Origin of the sequence: Bradyrhizobium sp. Tv2a-2, assembly GCF_000472425.1 — a bacterium.
GTDB lineage: Bacteria > Pseudomonadota > Alphaproteobacteria > Rhizobiales > Xanthobacteraceae > Bradyrhizobium.
Genome location: NZ_AXAI01000006.1, coordinates 315,221 through 333,817, shown reverse-complemented (window position 1 = coordinate 333,817; position 18,597 = coordinate 315,221). Strand labels below are relative to the sequence as shown.

The 18,597-nt window shown below is 58.5% G+C and carries 21 protein-coding genes and 1 tRNA gene; 4 read left to right on the top strand and 18 right to left on the bottom strand.

All coding sequences use genetic code 11. The features are described from left to right. Positions 1 to 4 precede the first annotated feature (4 nt). Positions 5 to 1,258, bottom strand: coding sequence for an ABC transporter substrate-binding protein (locus A3AI_RS0114790; protein WP_024516331.1), 1,254 nt, complete (start codon positions 1,256 to 1,258; stop codon positions 5 to 7). Positions 1,259 to 1,560: 302 nt separating this feature from the next. Next, entirely contained in the window at positions 1,561 to 1,689 is a 129-nt protein-coding gene (locus A3AI_RS49925; RefSeq protein WP_283807232.1) for a hypothetical protein, read from the bottom strand. 183 nt (positions 1,690 to 1,872) lie between these two features. Here A3AI_RS49925 and A3AI_RS0114780 point away from each other — a divergent pair. Further along, positions 1,873 to 1,946 (top strand) — tRNA-Gln (locus A3AI_RS0114780). Between the two features lie 144 nt (positions 1,947 to 2,090). Here A3AI_RS0114780 and A3AI_RS0114775 read toward each other — a convergent pair. After that, the gene (locus A3AI_RS0114775; RefSeq protein WP_024516330.1) at positions 2,091 to 2,693 is read right to left on the bottom strand and encodes a recombinase family protein; all 603 of its coding nucleotides are present in this window, start codon (positions 2,691 to 2,693) and stop codon (positions 2,091 to 2,093) included. Between the two features lie 271 nt (positions 2,694 to 2,964). On the opposite strand from A3AI_RS0114775, the gene A3AI_RS0114770 reads away from it, so the two are divergent. The 3 genes from A3AI_RS0114770 (at position 2,965) to A3AI_RS50240 (ending at position 4,710) form a co-directional block, all read left to right on the top strand. Further along, positions 2,965 to 3,525 (top strand): hypothetical protein, encoded by a 561-nt coding sequence (locus A3AI_RS0114770; RefSeq protein WP_024516329.1) that lies wholly within the window; start codon positions 2,965 to 2,967, stop codon positions 3,523 to 3,525. A gap of 659 nt (positions 3,526 to 4,184) precedes the next feature. Next, the gene (locus tag A3AI_RS0114765; protein ID WP_156927783.1) at positions 4,185 to 4,574 is read left to right on the top strand and encodes a hypothetical protein; all 390 of its coding nucleotides are present in this window, start codon (positions 4,185 to 4,187) and stop codon (positions 4,572 to 4,574) included. Further along, positions 4,510 to 4,710: an SEC-C metal-binding domain-containing protein gene (locus A3AI_RS50240; RefSeq protein WP_084800935.1), complete on the top strand. Its 201-nt coding sequence runs from the start codon at positions 4,510 to 4,512 to the stop codon at positions 4,708 to 4,710. The genes A3AI_RS0114765 and A3AI_RS50240 overlap by 65 nt, the downstream gene beginning before the upstream one ends. A gap of 119 nt (positions 4,711 to 4,829) precedes the next feature. Here A3AI_RS50240 and A3AI_RS0114760 read toward each other — a convergent pair whose 3' ends face one another. From A3AI_RS0114760 to A3AI_RS0114685, 15 genes are all read right to left on the bottom strand, one after another. Then, positions 4,830 to 5,306, bottom strand: coding sequence for a pilus assembly protein N-terminal domain-containing protein (locus A3AI_RS0114760; RefSeq protein ID WP_024516327.1), 477 nt, complete (start codon positions 5,304 to 5,306; stop codon positions 4,830 to 4,832). A gap of 127 nt (positions 5,307 to 5,433) precedes the next feature. Further along, positions 5,434 to 5,988: a hypothetical protein gene (locus A3AI_RS0114755; protein ID WP_024516326.1), complete on the bottom strand. Its 555-nt coding sequence runs from the start codon at positions 5,986 to 5,988 to the stop codon at positions 5,434 to 5,436. Positions 5,989 to 6,083: 95 nt separating this feature from the next. After that, complete coding sequence (locus A3AI_RS42755; RefSeq protein ID WP_245286888.1) at positions 6,084 to 6,545, bottom strand: tetratricopeptide repeat protein; 462 nt, start codon at positions 6,543 to 6,545, stop codon at positions 6,084 to 6,086. 234 nt (positions 6,546 to 6,779) lie between these two features. After that, a complete protein-coding gene (locus A3AI_RS0114745; RefSeq protein WP_502685744.1) occupies positions 6,780 to 7,172 on the bottom strand; it encodes a hypothetical protein in 393 nt (130 codons plus the stop codon). Positions 7,173 to 7,177: 5 nt separating this feature from the next. Then, positions 7,178 to 8,848, bottom strand: coding sequence for a type II and III secretion system protein family protein (locus A3AI_RS0114740; protein WP_024516323.1), 1,671 nt, complete (start codon positions 8,846 to 8,848; stop codon positions 7,178 to 7,180). Between the two features lie 516 nt (positions 8,849 to 9,364). Next, positions 9,365 to 9,778, bottom strand: a complete 414-nt coding sequence (locus A3AI_RS0114735) for a TadE/TadG family type IV pilus assembly protein (protein WP_245286887.1) — start codon at positions 9,776 to 9,778, stop codon at positions 9,365 to 9,367. Further along, on the bottom strand, positions 9,778 to 11,130 hold the full coding sequence (locus A3AI_RS46250) for a pilus assembly protein TadG-related protein (RefSeq protein WP_084800925.1): 1,353 nt from the start codon (positions 11,128 to 11,130) through the stop codon (positions 9,778 to 9,780). Before A3AI_RS46250 ends, A3AI_RS0114735 begins: the two co-directional genes overlap by 1 nt. A gap of 8 nt (positions 11,131 to 11,138) precedes the next feature. Next, entirely contained in the window at positions 11,139 to 11,621 is a 483-nt protein-coding gene (locus tag A3AI_RS0114720; protein WP_245286886.1) for a hypothetical protein, read from the bottom strand. 5 nt (positions 11,622 to 11,626) lie between these two features. Further along, positions 11,627 to 12,532: a type II secretion system F family protein gene (locus A3AI_RS0114715; RefSeq protein WP_024516318.1), complete on the bottom strand. Its 906-nt coding sequence runs from the start codon at positions 12,530 to 12,532 to the stop codon at positions 11,627 to 11,629. Then, entirely contained in the window at positions 12,529 to 13,428 is a 900-nt protein-coding gene (locus A3AI_RS0114710; protein WP_245286894.1) for a type II secretion system F family protein, read from the bottom strand. The genes A3AI_RS0114715 and A3AI_RS0114710 overlap by 4 nt, the downstream gene beginning before the upstream one ends. A gap of 29 nt (positions 13,429 to 13,457) precedes the next feature. Further along, positions 13,458 to 14,876: a TadA family conjugal transfer-associated ATPase gene (locus A3AI_RS0114705; protein WP_024516316.1), complete on the bottom strand. Its 1,419-nt coding sequence runs from the start codon at positions 14,874 to 14,876 to the stop codon at positions 13,458 to 13,460. Then, positions 14,873 to 16,069, bottom strand: coding sequence for a CpaE/TadZ family protein (locus tag A3AI_RS0114700; protein WP_024516315.1), 1,197 nt, complete (start codon positions 16,067 to 16,069; stop codon positions 14,873 to 14,875). The genes A3AI_RS0114705 and A3AI_RS0114700 overlap by 4 nt, the downstream gene beginning before the upstream one ends. Continuing rightward, entirely contained in the window at positions 16,069 to 17,046 is a 978-nt protein-coding gene (gene cpaB, locus A3AI_RS0114695; protein ID WP_024516314.1) for a Flp pilus assembly protein CpaB, read from the bottom strand. The genes A3AI_RS0114700 and cpaB overlap by 1 nt, the downstream gene beginning before the upstream one ends. Position 17,047: 1 nt before the next feature. After that, positions 17,048 to 17,554, bottom strand: coding sequence for an A24 family peptidase (locus tag A3AI_RS0114690; protein WP_024516313.1), 507 nt, complete (start codon positions 17,552 to 17,554; stop codon positions 17,048 to 17,050). Positions 17,555 to 17,806: 252 nt separating this feature from the next. Next, a complete protein-coding gene (locus A3AI_RS0114685; RefSeq protein WP_349509689.1) occupies positions 17,807 to 18,091 on the bottom strand; it encodes a Flp family type IVb pilin in 285 nt (94 codons plus the stop codon). Between the last annotated feature and the right edge of the window lie 506 nt (positions 18,092 to 18,597).

Sequence of the window (18,597 nt, the reverse complement as noted above, 5' to 3'; positions counted from 1 at the left end):
CTCGTCACCAGCCCTTGTAAGGCAGAACCGGCTGCTTCACTGCGTTCGTTTTCGGCCAAATCGTCAGATAGGTCTCGCCATCGTCCTGCAGCTGGATGATGACGGCGGACGCAAGACTGTTCTGGCCCTTGTCGTCAAACTTCACGCCCTTGTAGCCCATCATAAGCTGGTTGGGCTTGAGCTCGGTCGCCTTCAGCGCCGCCTGGATCTTGGCGGGATCGGTCGAGCCGGCGCGATCGATCGCGTCCACCAGCACGAAGAAGCCTTCCATCTGCCGGCCCGCGGTATCATCCATCTCATCGCCGCTCTTCTTCTTGTACATGTCGGCGATGATGGCGCTCGGCGAGCCCGGCGGCCCGATGCTCCAGGCCGAGCGGTTGAAGACACCCTGCGAGACCTTGCCAACGGCCTTGAGGAACGCTGGATCGGAATAGCCGGCGTCGTCGGCCAGCAGAAGCGGCGGCTTGTAGTCCTGTGCCTGCATGGTCTTGGCGAACAGGATTGCATCCGACGTGTAGCTGATCATCAAGACGACGTCGGGATTCTTCTCTTTCAGCTGTAGTACCTGGCTCTGAACGTCGGTGGCGTTGGAGACATAACCGATATCGATGATATTGAGACCCTTATCCTTGAATCCGGACGCGATGGTGCCTGCGACCGAGGCGCCATATTCGGTGTTGTCGTGGACCAGCGCGACGTTATTGATCTTGGCGCCTTGCGCCTTCATGTCCGTCAGGAAATCATAGTAGACCCTGACAAAGTCGGTCGCGATCGGAGTGGTGCGAAAGAACCATTTGAAACCGCGCTCTGTAAGATTGGAGGCGACCGACTCGCCGTTGACGAAGGGAATGCCATATTTCTCGGCAATCGCGCTTGCGGTCAGCGTGATTCCGGATTGGTAGGCGCCGGTCAATGCCGCCACCTTCTCCTCGGTGATCAGCCGCAGCGCCTGGTTCTGGCCTGTTGCGGGACTGCCCTGGTTGTCGGCGAAGACGACCTCGACCTTGGCGCCGCCGAGGCCCGCCAGCCCCGCATTTTTGGCCAGCGGCAGATCGGCAAGCTCGGGATGGGCGTTGTTGATGATGTCGAGCGCTACTTCGATCGCGTATTTGGCATGAATGCCGGCGCTCGCGGCGTTGCCCGTCATAGGAAAGACCGCACCGATCTTGACGACCTTGTCCTCCGCCGAGGCCATGCCCGGAAGCCCAGTGGCGATCATGGCCGCGCAAGCGAGCCCGAGGAGGTGTTCGAATTTCATTCAGATAGCCTCCGAAAACGTATTCCCTGAGTATAATTTTTTGGCTTCTTCTCGGCCTGGTTGTCGGCTTCTTCTGGCGCGATGCATGTCGCGCGCAACGCGGAGGCCGTTCCTATCTGACGCAGCATTACATGGTGGATCGGCCTCGGCAAGTTGGCCCACCGTGCAACACGCGTCGCAACGGTTAGACCATTAGTCGATGACAACATGCCGCGCGAGTTGGCTCGGCCAATATCTCACATCGTGGGAGGTCGGCGTCGCATGCAACGTGGCGAGTTGCGCCGGCCTCTCCGCCCCGCAGATCAATAGATCGAATGCTCGCGCGAGCAGCAAGGCTTTGCACGGCCGGTATCCTGGCGCGCGCCGAGCAGGGTTATCGCGTAGACCAGAACGACATCGGCATGACCCGCCGGAACGTCGAGCAACGACATGCGATTCAAGGATCAGATGAAGGTCGCGGCTGATGGCCAGAAGCGGCCGCGGCTCGCGAGCAAAGAGGACTAGACCGCGAACGCCGACCCAGCTATACGGGCGGTGCTTTGGCGCCTGGTTTGCAAAACTTTTGGGCCGCTTTGCAAAACTTCCAAAAAGCGCTGTAAAATCAGTAGCTTCGGTGGGGAATGGTGTAACGGTAGCACAACAGACTCTGACTCTGTTTGTCTTGGTTCGAATCCAGGTTCCCCAGCCAAATCTCACTTTTCGCCGATTTTGCGCTCTCGCTCGCTCCGACATTGGCAATGGCAGTCGTGATTTCCGCAAGCATTTCAAATGGTTGGCGGAAATTCCGCGACCACTTTGCCGTCCTCCCAAGAGCAGTTCGATAGCACGAAGTTCAGCAGGCGGCGTTTTTCGCGCGGTTCCTGCTTCGCGAACAGCCTTTGAGCGTTGCGAGCGAGGTCGAGAAGCGCGACGCCTTCATCCTTGTAGGATTTGTCGGCGTTCTGATGCCGTTCGATTTCGCGCTGGCTTCCTCACGGACATATTTGCGTCGGCAACAAGCCGGGTTGCCCTGGCACTCATCGGCGTAGCCGGTGCAGTGATAATAGACGTAGCGCTCCTTCTTGATCTCGCCGACAACGGCGCAGCCGCAGGCATGGCATGCAATCATCCCGGAAAAGGCGAAGTCGTGCCGGCCGCGCTTGGCCTTCTTGACGAAGCGTCCGTCCAGCACGCCCTGCACGCGCTCCCATAGCTCAACGGGCACCAACGCTTCGTGCTTGCCCTGGATGAGCTTCCCGTTCCACTCGAACCAGCCCGTATAGAGCCGGTTGCGTAGAATGGTGTGAACCGTGCTCACCGGCACCTTCGCGCCGCTCTTCGGATAAAGCAGGCCCGCCTCATGCGCCTTGCGCACCGCCTCCTTCAGCGAAATGCCGCCGCGCGCATACCGCAGGTGCGCCGCATTGTCCTCGTTCATCCGCGCCTGCTGCAGCATGGCTGGTAGCCTGCCCGCGCTCAATTCATCAAGGTCACGGATGAGACATACTCTTCATCGGGTCTGCGAAGCCGGTACTTTCGTCGCAAATGAGATAGTTCGACACTGTTGCAGCGGTGCTATACGCTTAAAGGTGCAGGTTTGCCATGCTGGACGCCAGCTGGTCGTAATCGACCAGCGGGACTGGGGCTGTGTGCCGGAGCGACGGGCGCCACGCGTTTCTGTTCTCGCTCATGTTCGACTTTCTGAAGCACGATCCTTTGTTGGCCTGATGCGTTCTGATTTTTCACAAGACATCCATAGCGCCCACACCGAACCCACGACCGGGCAAGCGGCTCGGACCGTCCTTGCTTTGATCAGCCTGATCGCGATCGTCGCATGCGCCGGCGCCGCAGCCGCCCTTGCCCAGATCAGGTCATTGAAATCGGAAGTAGCCGAGCTTCATCTTGAATTGGCACCGCTCAAGGAGCGGATCACTCGACTGGAGCAAGCCGAGAAGGCAAGGCGCCAGACTGAGGAGCAGCAGATAGCAAAGGATGAACCCGCCGCCGGGAAGACCGCCCCTTCCGGGGAGACGCAGGCCGCATGGGCGCTCTTAGCTGAGGAAGTGCAATTGGTCAGGGAGTATATCAAGCCGGCGCCTTCGGCAGTCGGTCCTGCAAGCGCGGTTAAGGTCGGAGACTCCGTGGACGGTGCGATTCTTCCACTACCATCACCGATCACGGAAAAGGTACCGAAACTGCTCGGCGCTCGGTTTGCGATCCGAAACGGAGCGATCATCATCATCAGGAAGGACAGTCGCCAGGTAGACGCGGTAATAGCCGCCCATTGATCGCACACCGCTGTCGACCGTTGATGCTATTGCAGACAATTGGGTTCGTTTTGCAGATTTTGCTGGACCGCGTGCGAGTTCGAGCAATCTCCGCGTCCGCAGCATCGCCCACGATGCAACGGGCGAGTGCCTCCATCTCCGCCCCGCCGCTAAAATCGATGCTGCGGCTCAATCCATGACGTAGCGCATTGCTCGAGATGCGTCGCCTGCCGGCCTCGGACTTAGGTCCCGAGCTTCTGCGCGCGTTCTGTCGGTTAGCCGCGATCTGCCGCTCACTCGCCATCAGCCGCCGACCACGTCTGACGACAGTCCCGGCGTCTGACGTGTCCTCGCTGCCAGGAACTATGGCGCCGCTGTCACAGACGCCCAGAAAAAAGTGTGGATCCGGAGTTCGAACCCGGCCGGCCTTCCATCGTTTGGCTAATATGGCGCCTCCTTCCCAACGGGGGAATATCATGGCCGACGATTACGATGCGATGCCCGTTGGTGATTTCTCTTGGAGAAGCCGCGCAAGCACTTCTGAAGTCAGCCACCGCGACGGTTATGGAATTGTCTCATCGAGGCGCTCTTGCCCGCATGGCTGGATAGACAACCGCGGGCCTGTCGATCTGGAGCGCGTCAGAAGCAACCCCTACGAGGAATGGCTCTAGCGCCGCAAAGTGCGGAGTTTCTCTGCGCTTTCCAATAGCGCGTTGTCGCTTCGATTGCCGCATTCAACGTCTATTATTGCGGATTTTGATAAACCCAGGAGTATCGGCCTGAGCGATTTTCAGAACGAAGACGTCGCGCCCACGCTCCTGGAGCGTCCCGATCGCTACAGTCCACTGTTCTCCGTCGATACCCGCAATGGCGATGTTCTCTGGGCCATCCCACTGGGCCCGGCGGCTTGGAGAAAACTGCTCGACGCTGATGTCGATACCGCAGCGGCGATGAGCGGAATGCTGATGCTCGCCGACATCGCGCGGGGAGAAAAAGAGATGAAGGATCGCGACACGCTCGTGGCGGCAGCGCCCGAACAAGATTTCCGATTGGGTCGTCACACTCAATGAATGGCGACTCGCTAACACCGAACCGGCGCAGGACGATCCCCGGATTGTCACCGTCCCGCGAAAAAAGGTCGGCCGCAACGAGCGATGCCCTTGCGGTTCCCGCAAGAAATACAAGAAACGCTGTGGGCTCAATTGACCATCACCGCGGCCCTCACCGGAGGCTTACGATCGGACTATGGGCAAAGCGCTGCGACACCGGCCATGCGGTCGCCCGAGGCTCTCCTCGATCGGCCCGGCAACGTGCCGACACCGAGACTACCTTGGAGTGGTGATGCTCTCCGCGTTACCCTTTTGCCGGCTCTCACCTGTTGAGGTCGAGTCAGGTAACGGGACTCGATCCGGGTCGGCGCGGCCACAACCCTCGTCCGTACATAAATAGCCGATAAAGTCTTTGCTGTCCGAAGTGCCATAGATCCGCACAAGACCTTGCGCCTGGTCGACCAAAATATTCGAGCGATGCACGACCTTGCCGTCCTGGGCATACGCCGTCATCAACACTTGGCCTGGGCTCAGCCCTTGGACCGTGAACGTGCGATCGGTCTCCGGCGTGATTTGTGCAATGCCTTCAGCCGAGACCGAAAATTTGGTCACCGCCTCATCAAACATGAAGGTTCGCGCTTGTCCGGTCCGAATCTCGATTATGTCGGTTGCAATGATTTCCCGCGGCGACGCGGCGTGGCCTGCACTGGCGAGAACGGCGGCGGCGACCGCACTGACGAACAAAATGCGCATTGTGTTCTATCCAAGTGACTGACGTAAGTTTACGGTAAAGCTAGCAATCTCAGGATGCTACTTGCGGTCGGGGACAAATTCAACCATCAAACGAGGTCTGCGGCGCAACCGGAAGCTCAGGCGCTGATCAGGAGCCTTTCGCCGTAGCCATGCGACTGTAGCAACGAGACAAGAAAGCTTGCAGCCAAGTTGCCACAGCTCTTATTTCGTTTCGCACCGCCCGAAAATAGAGCAGGTGCGTGACCGCAAAGGACAGCAGGCAACTCCCCAAAATAGTTGTCATCAGGTAGAGCCCCGCCCCCGATGGGACCGCAATTGATACAAGCGATGCCTGCGTAGTGGTGGGTACGCCAGCCTGCCAGGAGAGGACCAAAAAACCCGCATAGGCTGCGCTCAGGTGGGTTGCGACCGTGAACGGGAGCCTGGACTTGGCTACGAGCCCCAAGCAGGCAAGCAGAAACATCGGAAGCGCAAGCCCGAAGAACTGAAACCCATCAATCGCGACGAACCCGCTCAACATTGCGTGGCTTCGCTGAAAAATGCCGAAGATCCTGAGATTGATGAACCAGAGAAGTTCAGAGCCCGGGTCATATTCAAGGGCACGCGCAGCCAATTCGGCGCAAAGCGTGGCGGCAAAAAGCGCGAATGGTCCGAGAAATTGTAGTTTAAAAAGACGGTTCATGAGACGACAAGCCATACGTCAAACCCGTTTAGCTTGTCTTAAGGGTTGCCCGGCACCGCACACTAGATATCAATTAAAAATCTAGAATAAGACCGCTAGTTTGCTGATGGCTGATTATTCGGCGGCCTTTCAATGAACCGCCGGCTACCATTGAGAAGCTCAAGATTATTGGCGATAACCGGGTTGCCCGGATCGAGCGAATAAGCCTGCTGAAACTTTCGCCGCGCCGCACTCAGATTGCCGCGCAGCATGTACGAATATCCCTGGTCATTGAGGATCTGGACGGTTTCGCCCCCGAGCCGAATCGCTTGCGCGTAGGCCTGGTCGGCGAGGTCGAATCGGCGCAGCTTGTCGTAACTGGCAGCAAGCCCCACCCAAGCAGTCACGTCTTTTGGGGCCTTTTCGACGGCATCCTTGAAATAGCGCTGGGCGTTCCCATAGGCGCCACGATTGTATTGCTCCAGTCCCATCCGGACCGGCTCATCTGAAGGATAATATTTGACGTCCGTGGGCTCCTGCACGGGATCGCCGCCCGGCGGATCCACGGGGGCCACCATTGCGGCCTCCCTCAGTGTGTAGTCGCACCCCGCAAGGCTTATGCCCAACCAGCAACAGGTCAGCATTAGAATGAGACGCCGCATCACCCTTGTCCCCCGCACCGGCTCCAGCGACTCGCTGCACGGTCCGTAAATATCATTGTTAGATCACTTACCAAAAACAGGCAGCGAGACCTGTTGCCAGCCGGCCATGGGTCAAGACACGCTTTGTCGTGCCCTAAGCCAACGCTGGCGTCAGCGTCCCGAGGGACTGTTAGTCTGGATACTCTGGTTGATAGTCTGGTCCGTAGTAATATTCTGCTGCGTGGTGACGGGAGGCGCCTGGCCCATTGCTCTCGTCGCCTCGCCTATGTCGGGAAGCTGATCCACGGGCCGCTTAGTGGCCCCATAGCGTTGCACGGCGGCGCTCATGCGCCGGCCGTCGTACGCGATCCTACGATCACCGACGTTTCGCGGCCAGGGATGGATAATATGGGTAACGGCGTTCACCTGCTTGGCATCGCCGGCGGTCACGGTGATGGTCTCAGAGCGTTGGAAGTAGCGGTCCATCTCGTCATTGCCGTAGAGGCCGTAACAGCCGCCCAGCGAGAACACCGCTGCAATGGTCAGGCACCTGAGGATCATCATCCACCTCAATTCAGGGTTTTGACCACTGGCTGGTCGGAAACCGCCGCCGCCGCCGGGGGCGGTGGCGGTGCGGTCAGCTCGGGCGCGATGATGTGGCCATAGGGTCCTTTCACATCACCGCCCGAGTTGACGTAGTCGTCATAGCGCTTGCGTACTTCCATCTGGCCGTTGAGGAAGAAATCGACATCGTTGGGCGGCAAGCGGGAATCGAGCGGCGACGCCAGTTGCTGACCGGGCGCCGCCGGCGCGACCAGGTGCGGCGTCACGATAATGACGAGATCAGTTTCCTGCTGCTGGTATGACTTGCTGCTGAACAGAGCCCCGAGTACCGGCACCGAGCCGATCCAGGGCAACTGAGAGACGTTCTGCCGGTTTTGGGACTGCAGCAAGCCGGCGATCGCAAAGCTCTGCCCGTCGCGCAACTCGACCGTGGTGCGTGCGTTGCGGGTGGTCAACGCCGGGACCGTCGTCCCCTGAATCGTTACTGCATTCGCGAAATCAAGCTCGCTGACCGAGGGCTCAACCCGAAGGTTGATCACGCCGCGCGAGAGGACGGTGGGAACGAAGGCAAGCTGAACACCAAACGGCTTGTATTCGATGGTAACGGTGGGAAAACCGTTGGTCGTCGTGTTTGGTATCGGCACTGGAAATTCACCGCCGGCCTGAAATCGAGCTGCATCACCGGAAAGCGCAACCAGGTTCGGTTCCGCCAGCGCGCGAACCAATCCTTTCGTTTCCAAGGCAGTGATCAGCAAATCCACTGAGCCGCCGTTGCTGGTTCGAAGGATGCTGGTCAACAAACTTCCGAACGGGGCCGGAGCTGCGCCGCCCGCGGTACCAAGGAGCGTCCCCACTGTTCCGAGTACCGGAAGGCTCCCCGTCGGAGGAGCACCAACAGCACTGCCGCCAGCACCAAGCGGCCCATTGTTCGTATTAATACCACCGATCGGCGCTCGACCGGCGGCGGTCACACCGTTCAGCCCATTGCCCACCCCGGTATTACCGATGTTAGTACCGTTGGCATTAGCGGCAAACAAGTTCATGCCGAGCGCGCGACCGGCCTCGCGGCTCGCTTCCAGGAAGCGCACCTCGAGCATGACCTGTTGGGGTGAAGCAACGCTTATCGCATTGACGATGTGGTCTTCGCCAACCGTACCTTTGGCAATCGCGACCGCTCGCTCGGCGGTGACGGCATCGGGCGCCGTTCCGCTTAGCACCACTCGGCCGCCGGAAAACGAGACATGAATGCCCTGCGCGCCGGTGCTGGCTCGGATAATATACTGCAGACTAGGGGTATCGAGCACGACCTCGACATCGAGGACCGCGATCTGGTTCATCGATGAGTCGAACAGGATGACATTGGTGGCACCGGGCCGCCTGCCCTGGATGTAGATAATGTGATCGCTCAGCGACTTCACGTCGACCATATCAGGCGAGCCCGCCACAATAGTGGAGAAAGCCTTATCGACCCTGAATGTGGATGACTTGTTGACGGTCACTTTGACCGGCTGGCGGTTATTCATCTCGCTTACGATGACGCCGCTGCCGGAGCCCCTTGGATCTGCGGCCCTCGCGCAGTCAGTGAAATTCAATGCGACGAACCCCGCGCCAAGAGCCATCACGCTCAAGGCGAAAAGCCGCGCCCTTGCCTTAATCGGCACGCGACCGCCAAACATCCCAGTCCCCCCGCCGCCAACCGCGGCTCTCCCCGTAAATATACACCCTCTTGTGCTAACTCTCCTCGCGCGGCACTAGGTCGTAGAGTTTACAATCTGTCTCACTATAAATCGTTACTTGTACTTGCCGCCCTCGCGCACACTCGGTTTTGAGCACGAAACCAACTCCGGCCTCGCAATTGGACACGTCGCGTCCGTTGCCAGCCTCGGATGTGGCCGCCAAGATCATCATCCGTCGTGTGCCTCATTTGCAAGGATCGGCACTTACTCGATTGCCTGAACACCGGAGAAAATGTGCCCATGTTGCCAGCGAGCACCACTTTCCGAGGCTGCCCGCGGGAAACCTGGAGCGTGACAGCTTATTTTACCTCCCGGCGCCGCGCCGCTTGAGAGACTCACCCATGACAGAAGCTCCGCCTCGAGGCGGAAACTCCGAAAGTCCGTTCAAGAGGGGACATCGCTCCTATCGCTTAGCGAAGTCTCCAGACCTATCCGGGATGGTTGTCTGAAAACGCGCTAGAACGGAACTTGGGTGGACGCACTCGGCGCATTGAGTGCCGCGCCCCAGATCGGCATCATCATGCTGAAGCCCGATTGAGAGGCCGTCACGGTCAGTGCAGCGGCTCCCGCAGTGGTGCTAACTGTCGGCGCAGAACTACCATTGCTATATAGGAAAGGGGCAGCAGCCTGCTTCTGCGCGGCCGTCAGGTAGTCACCGGTACAACCCGAAGGCGACGTCTTACTTATTACGTTAGGCGTGTAGCAATTGATCATCATTGCCCGAGCGCCAGCATGCGCAAGCGTGCGCAATGACTGCATCGTGATTGCATAGCGTCCGAGATCGAAGATCGCAAAAATGAACGTGAAGAGCCCCACGGAGATAAGGCAAAACTCCAGCGCCGCGACGCCGCGCTGATCAAGCTTTCTCATCACTGCACCAACTTCACGTAGTAGGTCGGAGACGGCTTTGCCGGGCACGAATTGTCGTTGAAGGTGGCATTGCCATTGAACGCGACTGAGGCGGCTATCAACTCGCCACAACCGTTTGCGCCGCCTAAGTTGAGGGTCGGATTGCCCTGGAACGTCACTGCCGCAGTCGGCGCGTAGATACTTCCTGTCAGGTTGATGTTGCTGTTTCCACCGAAAGTGACGGCCGTCGCTGAGGCATCGTAAATGGACATGTATTGGAATAAGGCAGCGCTAGACTGAAGAGCGGTAGGAAGCGACGAGGCACCGGGGGCACTTGTCAGCCCAGAGATGGTGAGCACCCCTCCTCCCTTCGTGTCGATTGACGCGCCTGGCAACAGAATGATGAGCGCTCCTCCTGCACCACTAGTGATCGAGGAGCCGCCGACGAGTGTCAGAGTACCAGATATGAAGTACACCCCACCTCCAGTCAACGTCACAGCGGTATTGCCCTTTGTCTTGACGCTGTCATTCACGCATGGGGTGGCGGCCGTGTAAGCGGTGAGCCCCGATCCCGTGCATTTTGCAAGACCGCATTTTGCAGGAAGAGTCGGGTTCGATCCGCACAAGGTGGTGAGTGCGCCATCAAGGCCAGAGAATGGATTGGTGACCGGCGGCATATAAGTCAACGCGGTATTGCAGAATGATGTGCTACCCGTGCAGCCGCCGGCCGCCGCTAGCGAGCCGACATTCATGGTCATTCCGCCGCCGATGAAATTTATTGCATCGGGGTTCCTGTCGTTTGAGGCCACGCTGCAACCAGGTGCATTGATATTCGGGCTGCCCTGGAACTGGAGAGAGCCACTCAATGCCAAGACGCAGCCCGGGACGTTCGTACTAACAGCTTGGGCAACCGCCGTCGCGCTTATATTGACAGTAGACAATCCCAGTACCGCTGCCAGGTATGTTGGCTGTTGCTGGCTAACCGTGGCCTGAACGAAATTTCCGGCGGTCCCATTCCAGGAAGCGAGCGAAGCGATCTGCACGGTTTGGGATGTTCCCTTGCCAAGTGCGGTAGAACACTTCGAGTCCGGATAGGAGGTGTCGCCTGCGTTGCAGAAAGTATTCTGTGCAGCGAACTCCTTCCCGCGATAAGCCAATGATTGCGTTTCGGTGCAGGTAGACGGAGCCAGAGAGCAAGCCACCCACAATCCACCCGCATAGGCAGCTGCATCGGCTGCATTCTGCGCGCGTTGCTTGGTGACGTACCAAGATCCGGCCTCGCCCCCCAGTGCGACCACTCCGATCAGCGGCACCAGGGCGATCACGGTTGCGAATGCGACTGAACCTCGGCGGGAACGAAGCAGGTTACGCATGGCACATCCTATTGAAACCGTTCTGTGTAGCGCAGGGTAAAGGTACAAGGATTGGCGTTACTGCTGGTGCACAACGCCGATCTCACCACCATGGGCGCGAATGTGACGGTGGTCGTGTATGAATAGTACTTCACCGGCGCCGACACGTTGGCCGCGGAGCAGACAGCCTTCGCGTCGCCGCAAAGCACTTGAAGATTGCTGATGGGAAAACGGGGATCGGCCTTGGCGCTTGCGGTTGACGCCCAACTCGACGCATTCGTGACGTCAGGCGGCGGGTCGTACTGAATGTATTGCCCGAAGCCGCGCAATGCCTCCCACGCAGATATGTACCGGAAGCCAGCGATAGCGACGTCGGCAAGCGGCAGAAACAGGCTGAACATCAGCATGCTGTAGACGATGAGCATCTCAAGCGCGACGGCGCCGCGTTGATCCCTGATGAACGACGCTTTACGGCTCAGAAACTTACCGCCATGGGCGCGAACCGTGCTCATACCTATCATCCGATGTGCTTGAACGTACGAATGAGATGCAGAAACGGACTCGCACCCAAAATAATGAACATGGCTGGCAGCAAGAACAACACCATCGGCACCGTCAGCTTGGCGCCTAGCTTGTGGGCTCGTTCTTCCAGCTTCGTCAGACGTTCTTGCCGGAGGTCGGCGGCGATGCTGCGCAGAGCCTGGCTCAACGGCGTTCCGTATTGCAGGCTCTGACTGACCATGGTGCCAAAGCGGCGAAGTCCATCTGACATCGCTCCCAATTTCTCGAACGCGTCGGAGCGATTTGGCAGCATTCGGAGATCATCAAGAAGACCCTGTAGGACCGCCGCCATGGCAGGATTGGTCTGGTTCGTTTCCTTCGCGACACGTTCCAGTGCGCTCTCCAGACCCATTCCGGCCTCGCTGCACACGACCAGCAAATCGATGGTATCGGGCGTGCCAAGTCGAATGGCCGCATCGAAACGCCGTCGAAGTACCGACAGAATTAGTCGCGGCCCCATAATTCCGAAAATCATTCCAAAAAGCGCGAACACGAGCACATCGGTCGGCGGCCTCGCCGAGAGTTCCGCAAGCAGAAAGCCCGCGAGCGGGAACACGAACATGCAGAAAACCTTGACACCGATCCAGATCGGCAAGGTCCGATGATGATTGAAGCCTGCTGATTGAAGGGTGGCTCGCAGTTGGTCGATATTGTCGGCAGCGTAGAAGCGCTGATAGCGCGTGCCGAGCGAGGAAAACCAACTGGTAATGTCTTGAAAGGACGTCGCCCCGCCCGGAACGTCCATGACAGCCTTTGATACCCGCGCGTTCAATGCACGAAGGTGGATCTCGTGGATGATCAGCAGGCAGCTTGCCGCCGCAGCAACGATGGCGAGAGTTGCCAAACTGAGACCAGCGGTCATAGTGCGGTCCCCTTTCTGATCATCCAGCGTATCACGAAGTGCCCAGTAACCACTGATGTGACTGCGTAAGCCAGCAGCGCGTTTCCGGTCGGATCATAAAACAGCATATCGACTGACTGCGGACTCATCAGGTACAGCAACCCACCGACAATGAGGGGCGCGCATGAAAGTGCACGTGAGGAAAAGATCACCTCTGCGGCCAGCGCCTTGGCGCGAGCAGCCAGCGCTACCCGCTGAGCTACCGTTTCTCCCAACGTCTGCAAGGTTTCGGCCAAACTGCCACCTGACTTCAGCTGGACTGCAAGAGTCACCGCAAAGATCCCATACTCGACCACCCGCGTTCGCCGATAGATTGCTTCGACAGCTTCCTCGGGAGTTCTCCCCAGACTGAGTTCAGTGCATGCGATCGCAAACTGCCCCGCTGTCGGTTGCGGCATCTCGCGCGCTATGGTGCGAAAGGCTTCCTGCACGGGCAGACCTGACCGAACAGTGCTTGTCACCAACTGGATCGTGTCAGGTAGCTGTCGAAAGAGCTGATTGGCGAACCGACGTTCCTGCCATGCAAACAGCCCTCGCACCACCATGATGGCCGCAACGACAGCCGCGATAGACACGGTGAAGGTGGAAAATTTCAGGAATTGATTGGCATAGACGATTGCTGATGCTGCGTTGACCCCGGCAAGTAACACAAAGATCGGGTGCCAGACGTATGTGACCTCAGCCCTGTAGTTGGCGAAGCGGTAGAAAAACAGCCCGCGCGCCCCGGTCTCTGCGCGACGAATGGAGATTAAGCCAGCCGACTGTGCGGTTGGTAGAGCTATCGTCATCTGACGATGCATGCGTCTTTCTCGACCGTCGAGCCACAACGAATTGGCGGCTGCGCAGATCAGGAGCACCAAGTTAACGATGATCCAAGACGTCGGTATCATATTTGCCTCATGGCCTCAGCCCAAGCGCGATCAAGCCCGTAGTAGACAAGACGGCTCTTGAATTTCGGGATTGCCTGGGTGGACCGATAAAGTCCCGAAATCCGCCCGTGAACATCCTCTTCTTTGTACTCGAACGCCGCGATATCATTGGTGGTGATCACATCGCCTTCCAGGCCGATTACCTCACTGATCTGAACGACGCGGCGCTGTCCGTCTCGCATGCGTTCGACCTGCACAATGAGATCCAGCGCAGCGACGATCTGAGCGCGAATGGCGCGCGACGGTAGATTGACCTGGCCCATCTGCACCATGTTTTCGATGCGGGTCAGGGCATCCCGGGTACTATTCGCGTGTACCGTGGAGATCGAACCATCATGGCCGGTGTTCATCGCCTGCAGCATATCGAACGCTTCTGCGCTGCGTACCTCACCAACGACAATCCGGTCAGGGCGCATGCGCAGGGCATTCACCAGCAGATCGCGCTGCGTCACCTGCCCCGTGCCTTCGAGACTTGGAGGCCGGGTCTCCAGGCTGATTACGTGTGGCTGCTGCAGCTGTAACTCTGCCGCATCCTCGATCGTGACAATGCGTTCGCTTTGATCGATGAACTGACTCATCGCGTTCAAGAGCGTCGTCTTGCCGGATCCGGTACCGCCAGAGACCAGAACGTTGAGCCGAGCGCGACCGGCAATCTCTAACAATTGGCCAATGGCCGGGGTCATTGAGCCATTTTCGATCAGCCCTGCGATGTTCAAACGGCGGCTCGGGAATTTCCGAATTGAAATGCAGGGGCTATGGATTGCGAGCGGCGGCAAGATGATGTTGACGCGGCTGCCGTCCGGTAACCGGCAATCCACCATCGGACTAGACTCGTCAACACGCCGCCCAACCTGGGCGGCAATCTTCTGAGCAACGGAGGCGATGTGATCATTGTCGCGAAATCGGACCGCGATCCGCTCCAGCTTGCCGTTTCGCTCGACATAAACGTTACTCGGCCCGTTGATCATGATATCATTGATCGACTGATCCAACAGAAGCGGACGAAGCGGGCCGTAGCCCGTCATGTCATCCGCGATCTCCTCCGCCAGCAGAAGCTGCTCGCGACCTGACAGTTCGAGCCGTTCCTGGTTGGCAATCTGATGGATGATTTCCTCGATCTGCCGCCGCAGAACTTCGCGGGAAACAGTTGCGGCTGCCGACGGCTCAATCTGCTCGATGACCCGTTCTCGCAACGAAGCTGACACGACGGCCCGCTGACTCGAAGGCTCCTCGCGTCTTGTCGGTGCTGTCACGCTTGGAGGCGACGCAGGCATGGGCGTCGATGCGGGCAGGCTTGGCGGAGAAGCAGGCAAGCTTGGCGGCAATGCCGACAAAAGAACTCGCGTGTCGTCGTCGCGTCTACCGAATTTTTTCATAACCCGAGCAGCCTCCTCAAGTGTCCCTTCCGCTCGGCGCGGACACCCGTAATCTCCCGTACGATCGGGGCAAGGTGACGTCGCAATCCCCTAACGTGCTTTAGAGCTGGAATTCCAAGATTGACTGCTTGAGTCATCCCTTTCCCGAGATCGGGAATCACCATGTCTGGGTCGGCGCCCAACGCCTTAACAATCGTGGCTTTGGGAAGTCCCCCCGCACGATCGGCGCGGTTGAGCAAAGTGAAGACTCGATCTTTACCGGCGATGTTGGTGACGGCGGCGCGGAGAGCATGCGCATTGCGAAGTCCGGTGACCTCGGCTTCCAGCAGCACCAGCACGTGACGTGAAAGCGTGAGCACCGGATGCATCGACGGAGGAAACGGGACTGGCATATCGACAACGATGTAATTGAATCGTTGGCGGAGCAGACCCAGCACGTGTCTCACACCCCCTTCAGTGATGTCGAGCTGCGCATCCAAATCCTCATCAGCAGAAATCAAGCAAACCCGCTCATTGACCTCGATTGCCGCGCGCTCGAGGAACAACGTGTCCGCCCGCATCGGGTTTTCCAAAGCGATCCGCAGCCCCGGTCCAGGCCGAACACCTAACATCACGGCGGTTTCGCCGCCTTGCAGATGAAGGTCGAGCAGCGCGACCTTGGCCTTCGTGGTGTCGGCGAGTTGCAGTGCGAGATTGATCGCGATACTCGTTGCCCCGGCGCCGCCCTGGGCGCCGCAGATCGAGATTACATGCCCGCCCCGATCAGTCGGATCCGCGGCCACGTCACCAACCAGCTTCGGGCGAAGCTGGTCCAGCACCATGTCCCGCGTGAGCGGCTTCGGAAGGTACTCGGTCAAGCCGAGATCCATCAGCTCACGATAGAAGGAGATCTCCCTGCTCTCACCGATCAGAGCCACCCGAACATCGGGCGGGCAGACGCCAGCCAACCTTTCCAGTTCGGTAAAGGGATCATCGATTCCACTGATGTCTGTCACCAACGCGAACAGTTCGGTGTCGGTTTCGAGCATCCGTATGGCATTGCGGATCGTGCCGCGCCTGATCGATATGTTGCTGCCTTCGAGGCCCTTGCGCAGAGCCGCGGCACTGAGCTCATCATTCACGAAACAGACGATGCGGTTGCGCGTTACAACGGACGTCGTCTCTTCAGTCGCACTGACTACGGCCATGCTCATCAACGTTTCTCCGACACTTTATCAGTGTAATCCATCGCCGTGGCAGTCGGGCGGACAACTTCCGACGACGATCCGTTGCAGCTCACGGCCGCGTCGCTGTCGTCTGAGTCTTGCTTCCTGACTGAGTATTCCCTGACCTCACCTCCAGTGTGAACGACCACTGCGGCGCGCTGACCGGCGATCGCACTCTGGCGGGCAAGTTCCGGCGAAACGTCGCAGCTCGACACAGCGCCAGCATCAGCCGTATTCCACTGGTCAACTGCCGCACGTACGGCCAAGGCCAGCGTTCCGAGTTGCTTTGCGACGGTGATCTTCTTGACTTGCTCTGGCGTCAGCTCCAAAGAGACGGTTTGCGCTAGCTTGCCTGCCATCGTGCTGATTGCCTTTCCGCCTTGCGCAATCTCCTGGTCGATCGCAATGACTCGAACGTTGCGTAGAACGGTTTCGCTAAGAGCGCGACGTGCCGGATCTGCTTTCTCGAACACCTGGGTCAACACGACATCCACATGATCACCCGGCCTGATGAGGCCCGAGACCCCAGACTCCTCGTCAACCTTGATGCTGATGGCACGGCTGTCCGGTGCCAAGACGCTGGCGAGGAAACCTCGATCGCGCGGGCGCAAGATGTCTTGTAACGTGATAGGACTGCCAGCATCGACGAACTTGCGAACCAGAGAACCGGGAAGCCCTAGCTTGGAGTCCGGCGTTTCAAGGATTGCTCCCGCAGGAACACGTTCCGGCACGGCCGAACGTACCGTGAAATCTTCCTCGCGGGCCAATGTACCCTTCGTTAGCGGCCTCGCCGCAACAAAGTACCCCACGGTCGCAGGCGCAGCGGCTGGCGCAGGCGCCGGCCCCTTGTCCGCGATCGCCACCGAGACCTCCTTCGGCAGGTTCATGTTGTAGGCGATGAGCCCGAACGCACTGGCTGCCAATAGCAGCACCGCAATGATCGAGATACGCAACGTGAATGACATGTCAAAGTCCTTGATTCAAAATGGTCAAGATACCACCCGACGCTATCGCAACACCGTAAGGTAGCGGTGCGTGTCGCAAATGGCGCCAACGCTCTACCGCGTAGACGCGGCGTACGAGCGACGATCCGGCAGGCGCGAGCTTGGGATAAGGCAGATGGCGCATCATCAGATGCACCAGGGCGAGTACGCCGCCAGCCAGCGCGGTGATGGTCATCAACTGAACTACGCCCGCCAGAGGAAGACCAATCGCCAATGCAACCAGCAGCTTGACGTCGCCGCCGCCAATCCAACCCCGCGTGTAGATGACCAAGAGCAGCACGAACAAGATTGCAGCTGATATCAGCGACTCGGCAACTTGCATCGGGCTGGCCAGTTGACTGGCGATCCCGAGGAGCGCCAAGGCCAGACAGATCTCATTGCTAATCAATCGTGTCGCGACATCGATTGTTGCAACATAGAGCAACAAAAGGATTTCCAGAATCAACGCTATGGAAACAAACCAATTCATCAAAATGCACGCTTTTCAGGAAAGGTACTGACAGATCGCAATGCCGGATTGAGTCAGGCAGCTCAATAACCTCCGATGGCAGTAGTGACAGCGGTGCCGATCGTGCTCACCGCACTTGTCGGCATGTTCTTAGTCGAATGATTAGCACCGGTATCGCTATCGCCAGCCACTACGCCGATTTCATCAAACGCGAAGATTGGAAAGGTGGAGGGCACAGTCCATGCCCCCCCTCTCCGGAGTCAGACGGCCATATTATGCGAGGGCAGCATTGACCTTGCCGATGATCGTGTTGATCGCGCCTTGAAGCGCCTGCCCGAGAGCCCCACTGCCCGTAGGACCGAATGCGAAAATCACAGCGCCGACGACGCAAGCGGCGACAATCACGTACTCAAACGACACCACACCTTCCGTGTCCGCGCGCAGACGCTTCAGGGCTTCAGTGGTCTTAATATAGTACTTCAACATAGGAGAAATCCCTTCTTTGGAAAGATCGATTTGCACATCGTCGGCAGACGAAGCCGGTGCCAACGCGGCCATTGTTATTGTTCCGTCAAAAAATTGTCACCTGTTGATCGTTTCTTAACCCTAAGGGGTGGCGCGCCCAGGATTGCTCCTTGACCATGATCTTAGGAAGTTCTGATTTACGGAAGTAACTCCAAATTTCCACGCCGCCCCGTATAAATACGGGAAACCAGAACTGGAATGAGATGACGGCGTGCGTCGGCAACGCTGACCGCGTCGTCCTTCAGATTCGAACGAGATCGAGCTCGGCGAGGAGAACTCTTCATCGCAGCCCCGAAGCGCGCAAATGCTGCTGAAAGGACCATAGAAAGCGGGTCAGCTGAACTGGAAGCCGTGTTGCGAAGGCGCAAGGCTCGACGCGACAATTGGACTCGGCAGGAGCCGTTCGCGCCGTCTAAAAAGGTAACAATGTGCTACTGCAAACGCAGGGCGAGACTTTTAGCTTCTCGCGAGTTGGACAGGTGCCAAGCTGAAACAGCTAGCCGCCAGGTAGGACGCTCCGACCTCCGGAGGTACCCCCG

Coding starts and splice junctions, on each gene's coding strand:
- A3AI_RS0114775 (WP_024516330.1), bottom strand. CDS start 2,693: ATGCTGCAGCAGGCGCGGATGAACGAGGACAATGCGGCGCACCTGCGG.
- A3AI_RS0114770 (WP_024516329.1), top strand. CDS start 2,965: ATGCGTTCTGATTTTTCACAAGACATCCATAGCGCCCACACCGAACCC.
- A3AI_RS0114740 (WP_024516323.1), bottom strand. CDS start 8,848: ATGTTTGGCGGTCGCGTGCCGATTAAGGCAAGGGCGCGGCTTTTCGCC.
- A3AI_RS42755 (WP_245286888.1), bottom strand. CDS start 6,545: ATGGTGGCCCCCGTGGATCCGCCGGGCGGCGATCCCGTGCAGGAGCCC.
- A3AI_RS0114715 (WP_024516318.1), bottom strand. CDS start 12,532: ATGACCGCTGGTCTCAGTTTGGCAACTCTCGCCATCGTTGCTGCGGCG.
- A3AI_RS0114700 (WP_024516315.1), bottom strand. CDS start 16,069: ATGAGCATGGCCGTAGTCAGTGCGACTGAAGAGACGACGTCCGTTGTA.
- A3AI_RS0114690 (WP_024516313.1), bottom strand. CDS start 17,554: ATGAATTGGTTTGTTTCCATAGCGTTGATTCTGGAAATCCTTTTGTTG.
- A3AI_RS0114685 (WP_349509689.1), bottom strand. CDS start 18,091: ATGGCCGCGTTGGCACCGGCTTCGTCTGCCGACGATGTGCAAATCGAT.
- A3AI_RS0114755 (WP_024516326.1), bottom strand. CDS start 5,988: ATGAACCGTCTTTTTAAACTACAATTTCTCGGACCATTCGCGCTTTTT.
- A3AI_RS0114705 (WP_024516316.1), bottom strand. CDS start 14,876: ATGAAAAAATTCGGTAGACGCGACGACGACACGCGAGTTCTTTTGTCG.
- A3AI_RS0114760 (WP_024516327.1), bottom strand. CDS start 5,306: ATGCGCATTTTGTTCGTCAGTGCGGTCGCCGCCGCCGTTCTCGCCAGT.
- A3AI_RS0114745 (WP_502685744.1), bottom strand. CDS start 7,172: ATGATGATCCTCAGGTGCCTGACCATTGCAGCGGTGTTCTCGCTGGGC.
- A3AI_RS49925 (WP_283807232.1), bottom strand. CDS start 1,689: ATGTCGTTGCTCGACGTTCCGGCGGGTCATGCCGATGTCGTTCTGGTC.
- A3AI_RS46250 (WP_084800925.1), bottom strand. CDS start 11,130: ATGCGTAACCTGCTTCGTTCCCGCCGAGGTTCAGTCGCATTCGCAACC.
- A3AI_RS0114720 (WP_245286886.1), bottom strand. CDS start 11,621: ATGAGCACGGTTCGCGCCCATGGCGGTAAGTTTCTGAGCCGTAAAGCG.
- A3AI_RS0114790 (WP_024516331.1), bottom strand. CDS start 1,258: ATGAAATTCGAACACCTCCTCGGGCTCGCTTGCGCGGCCATGATCGCC.
- A3AI_RS0114735 (WP_245286887.1), bottom strand. CDS start 9,778: ATGAGAAAGCTTGATCAGCGCGGCGTCGCGGCGCTGGAGTTTTGCCTT.
- cpaB (WP_024516314.1), bottom strand. CDS start 17,046: ATGTCATTCACGTTGCGTATCTCGATCATTGCGGTGCTGCTATTGGCA.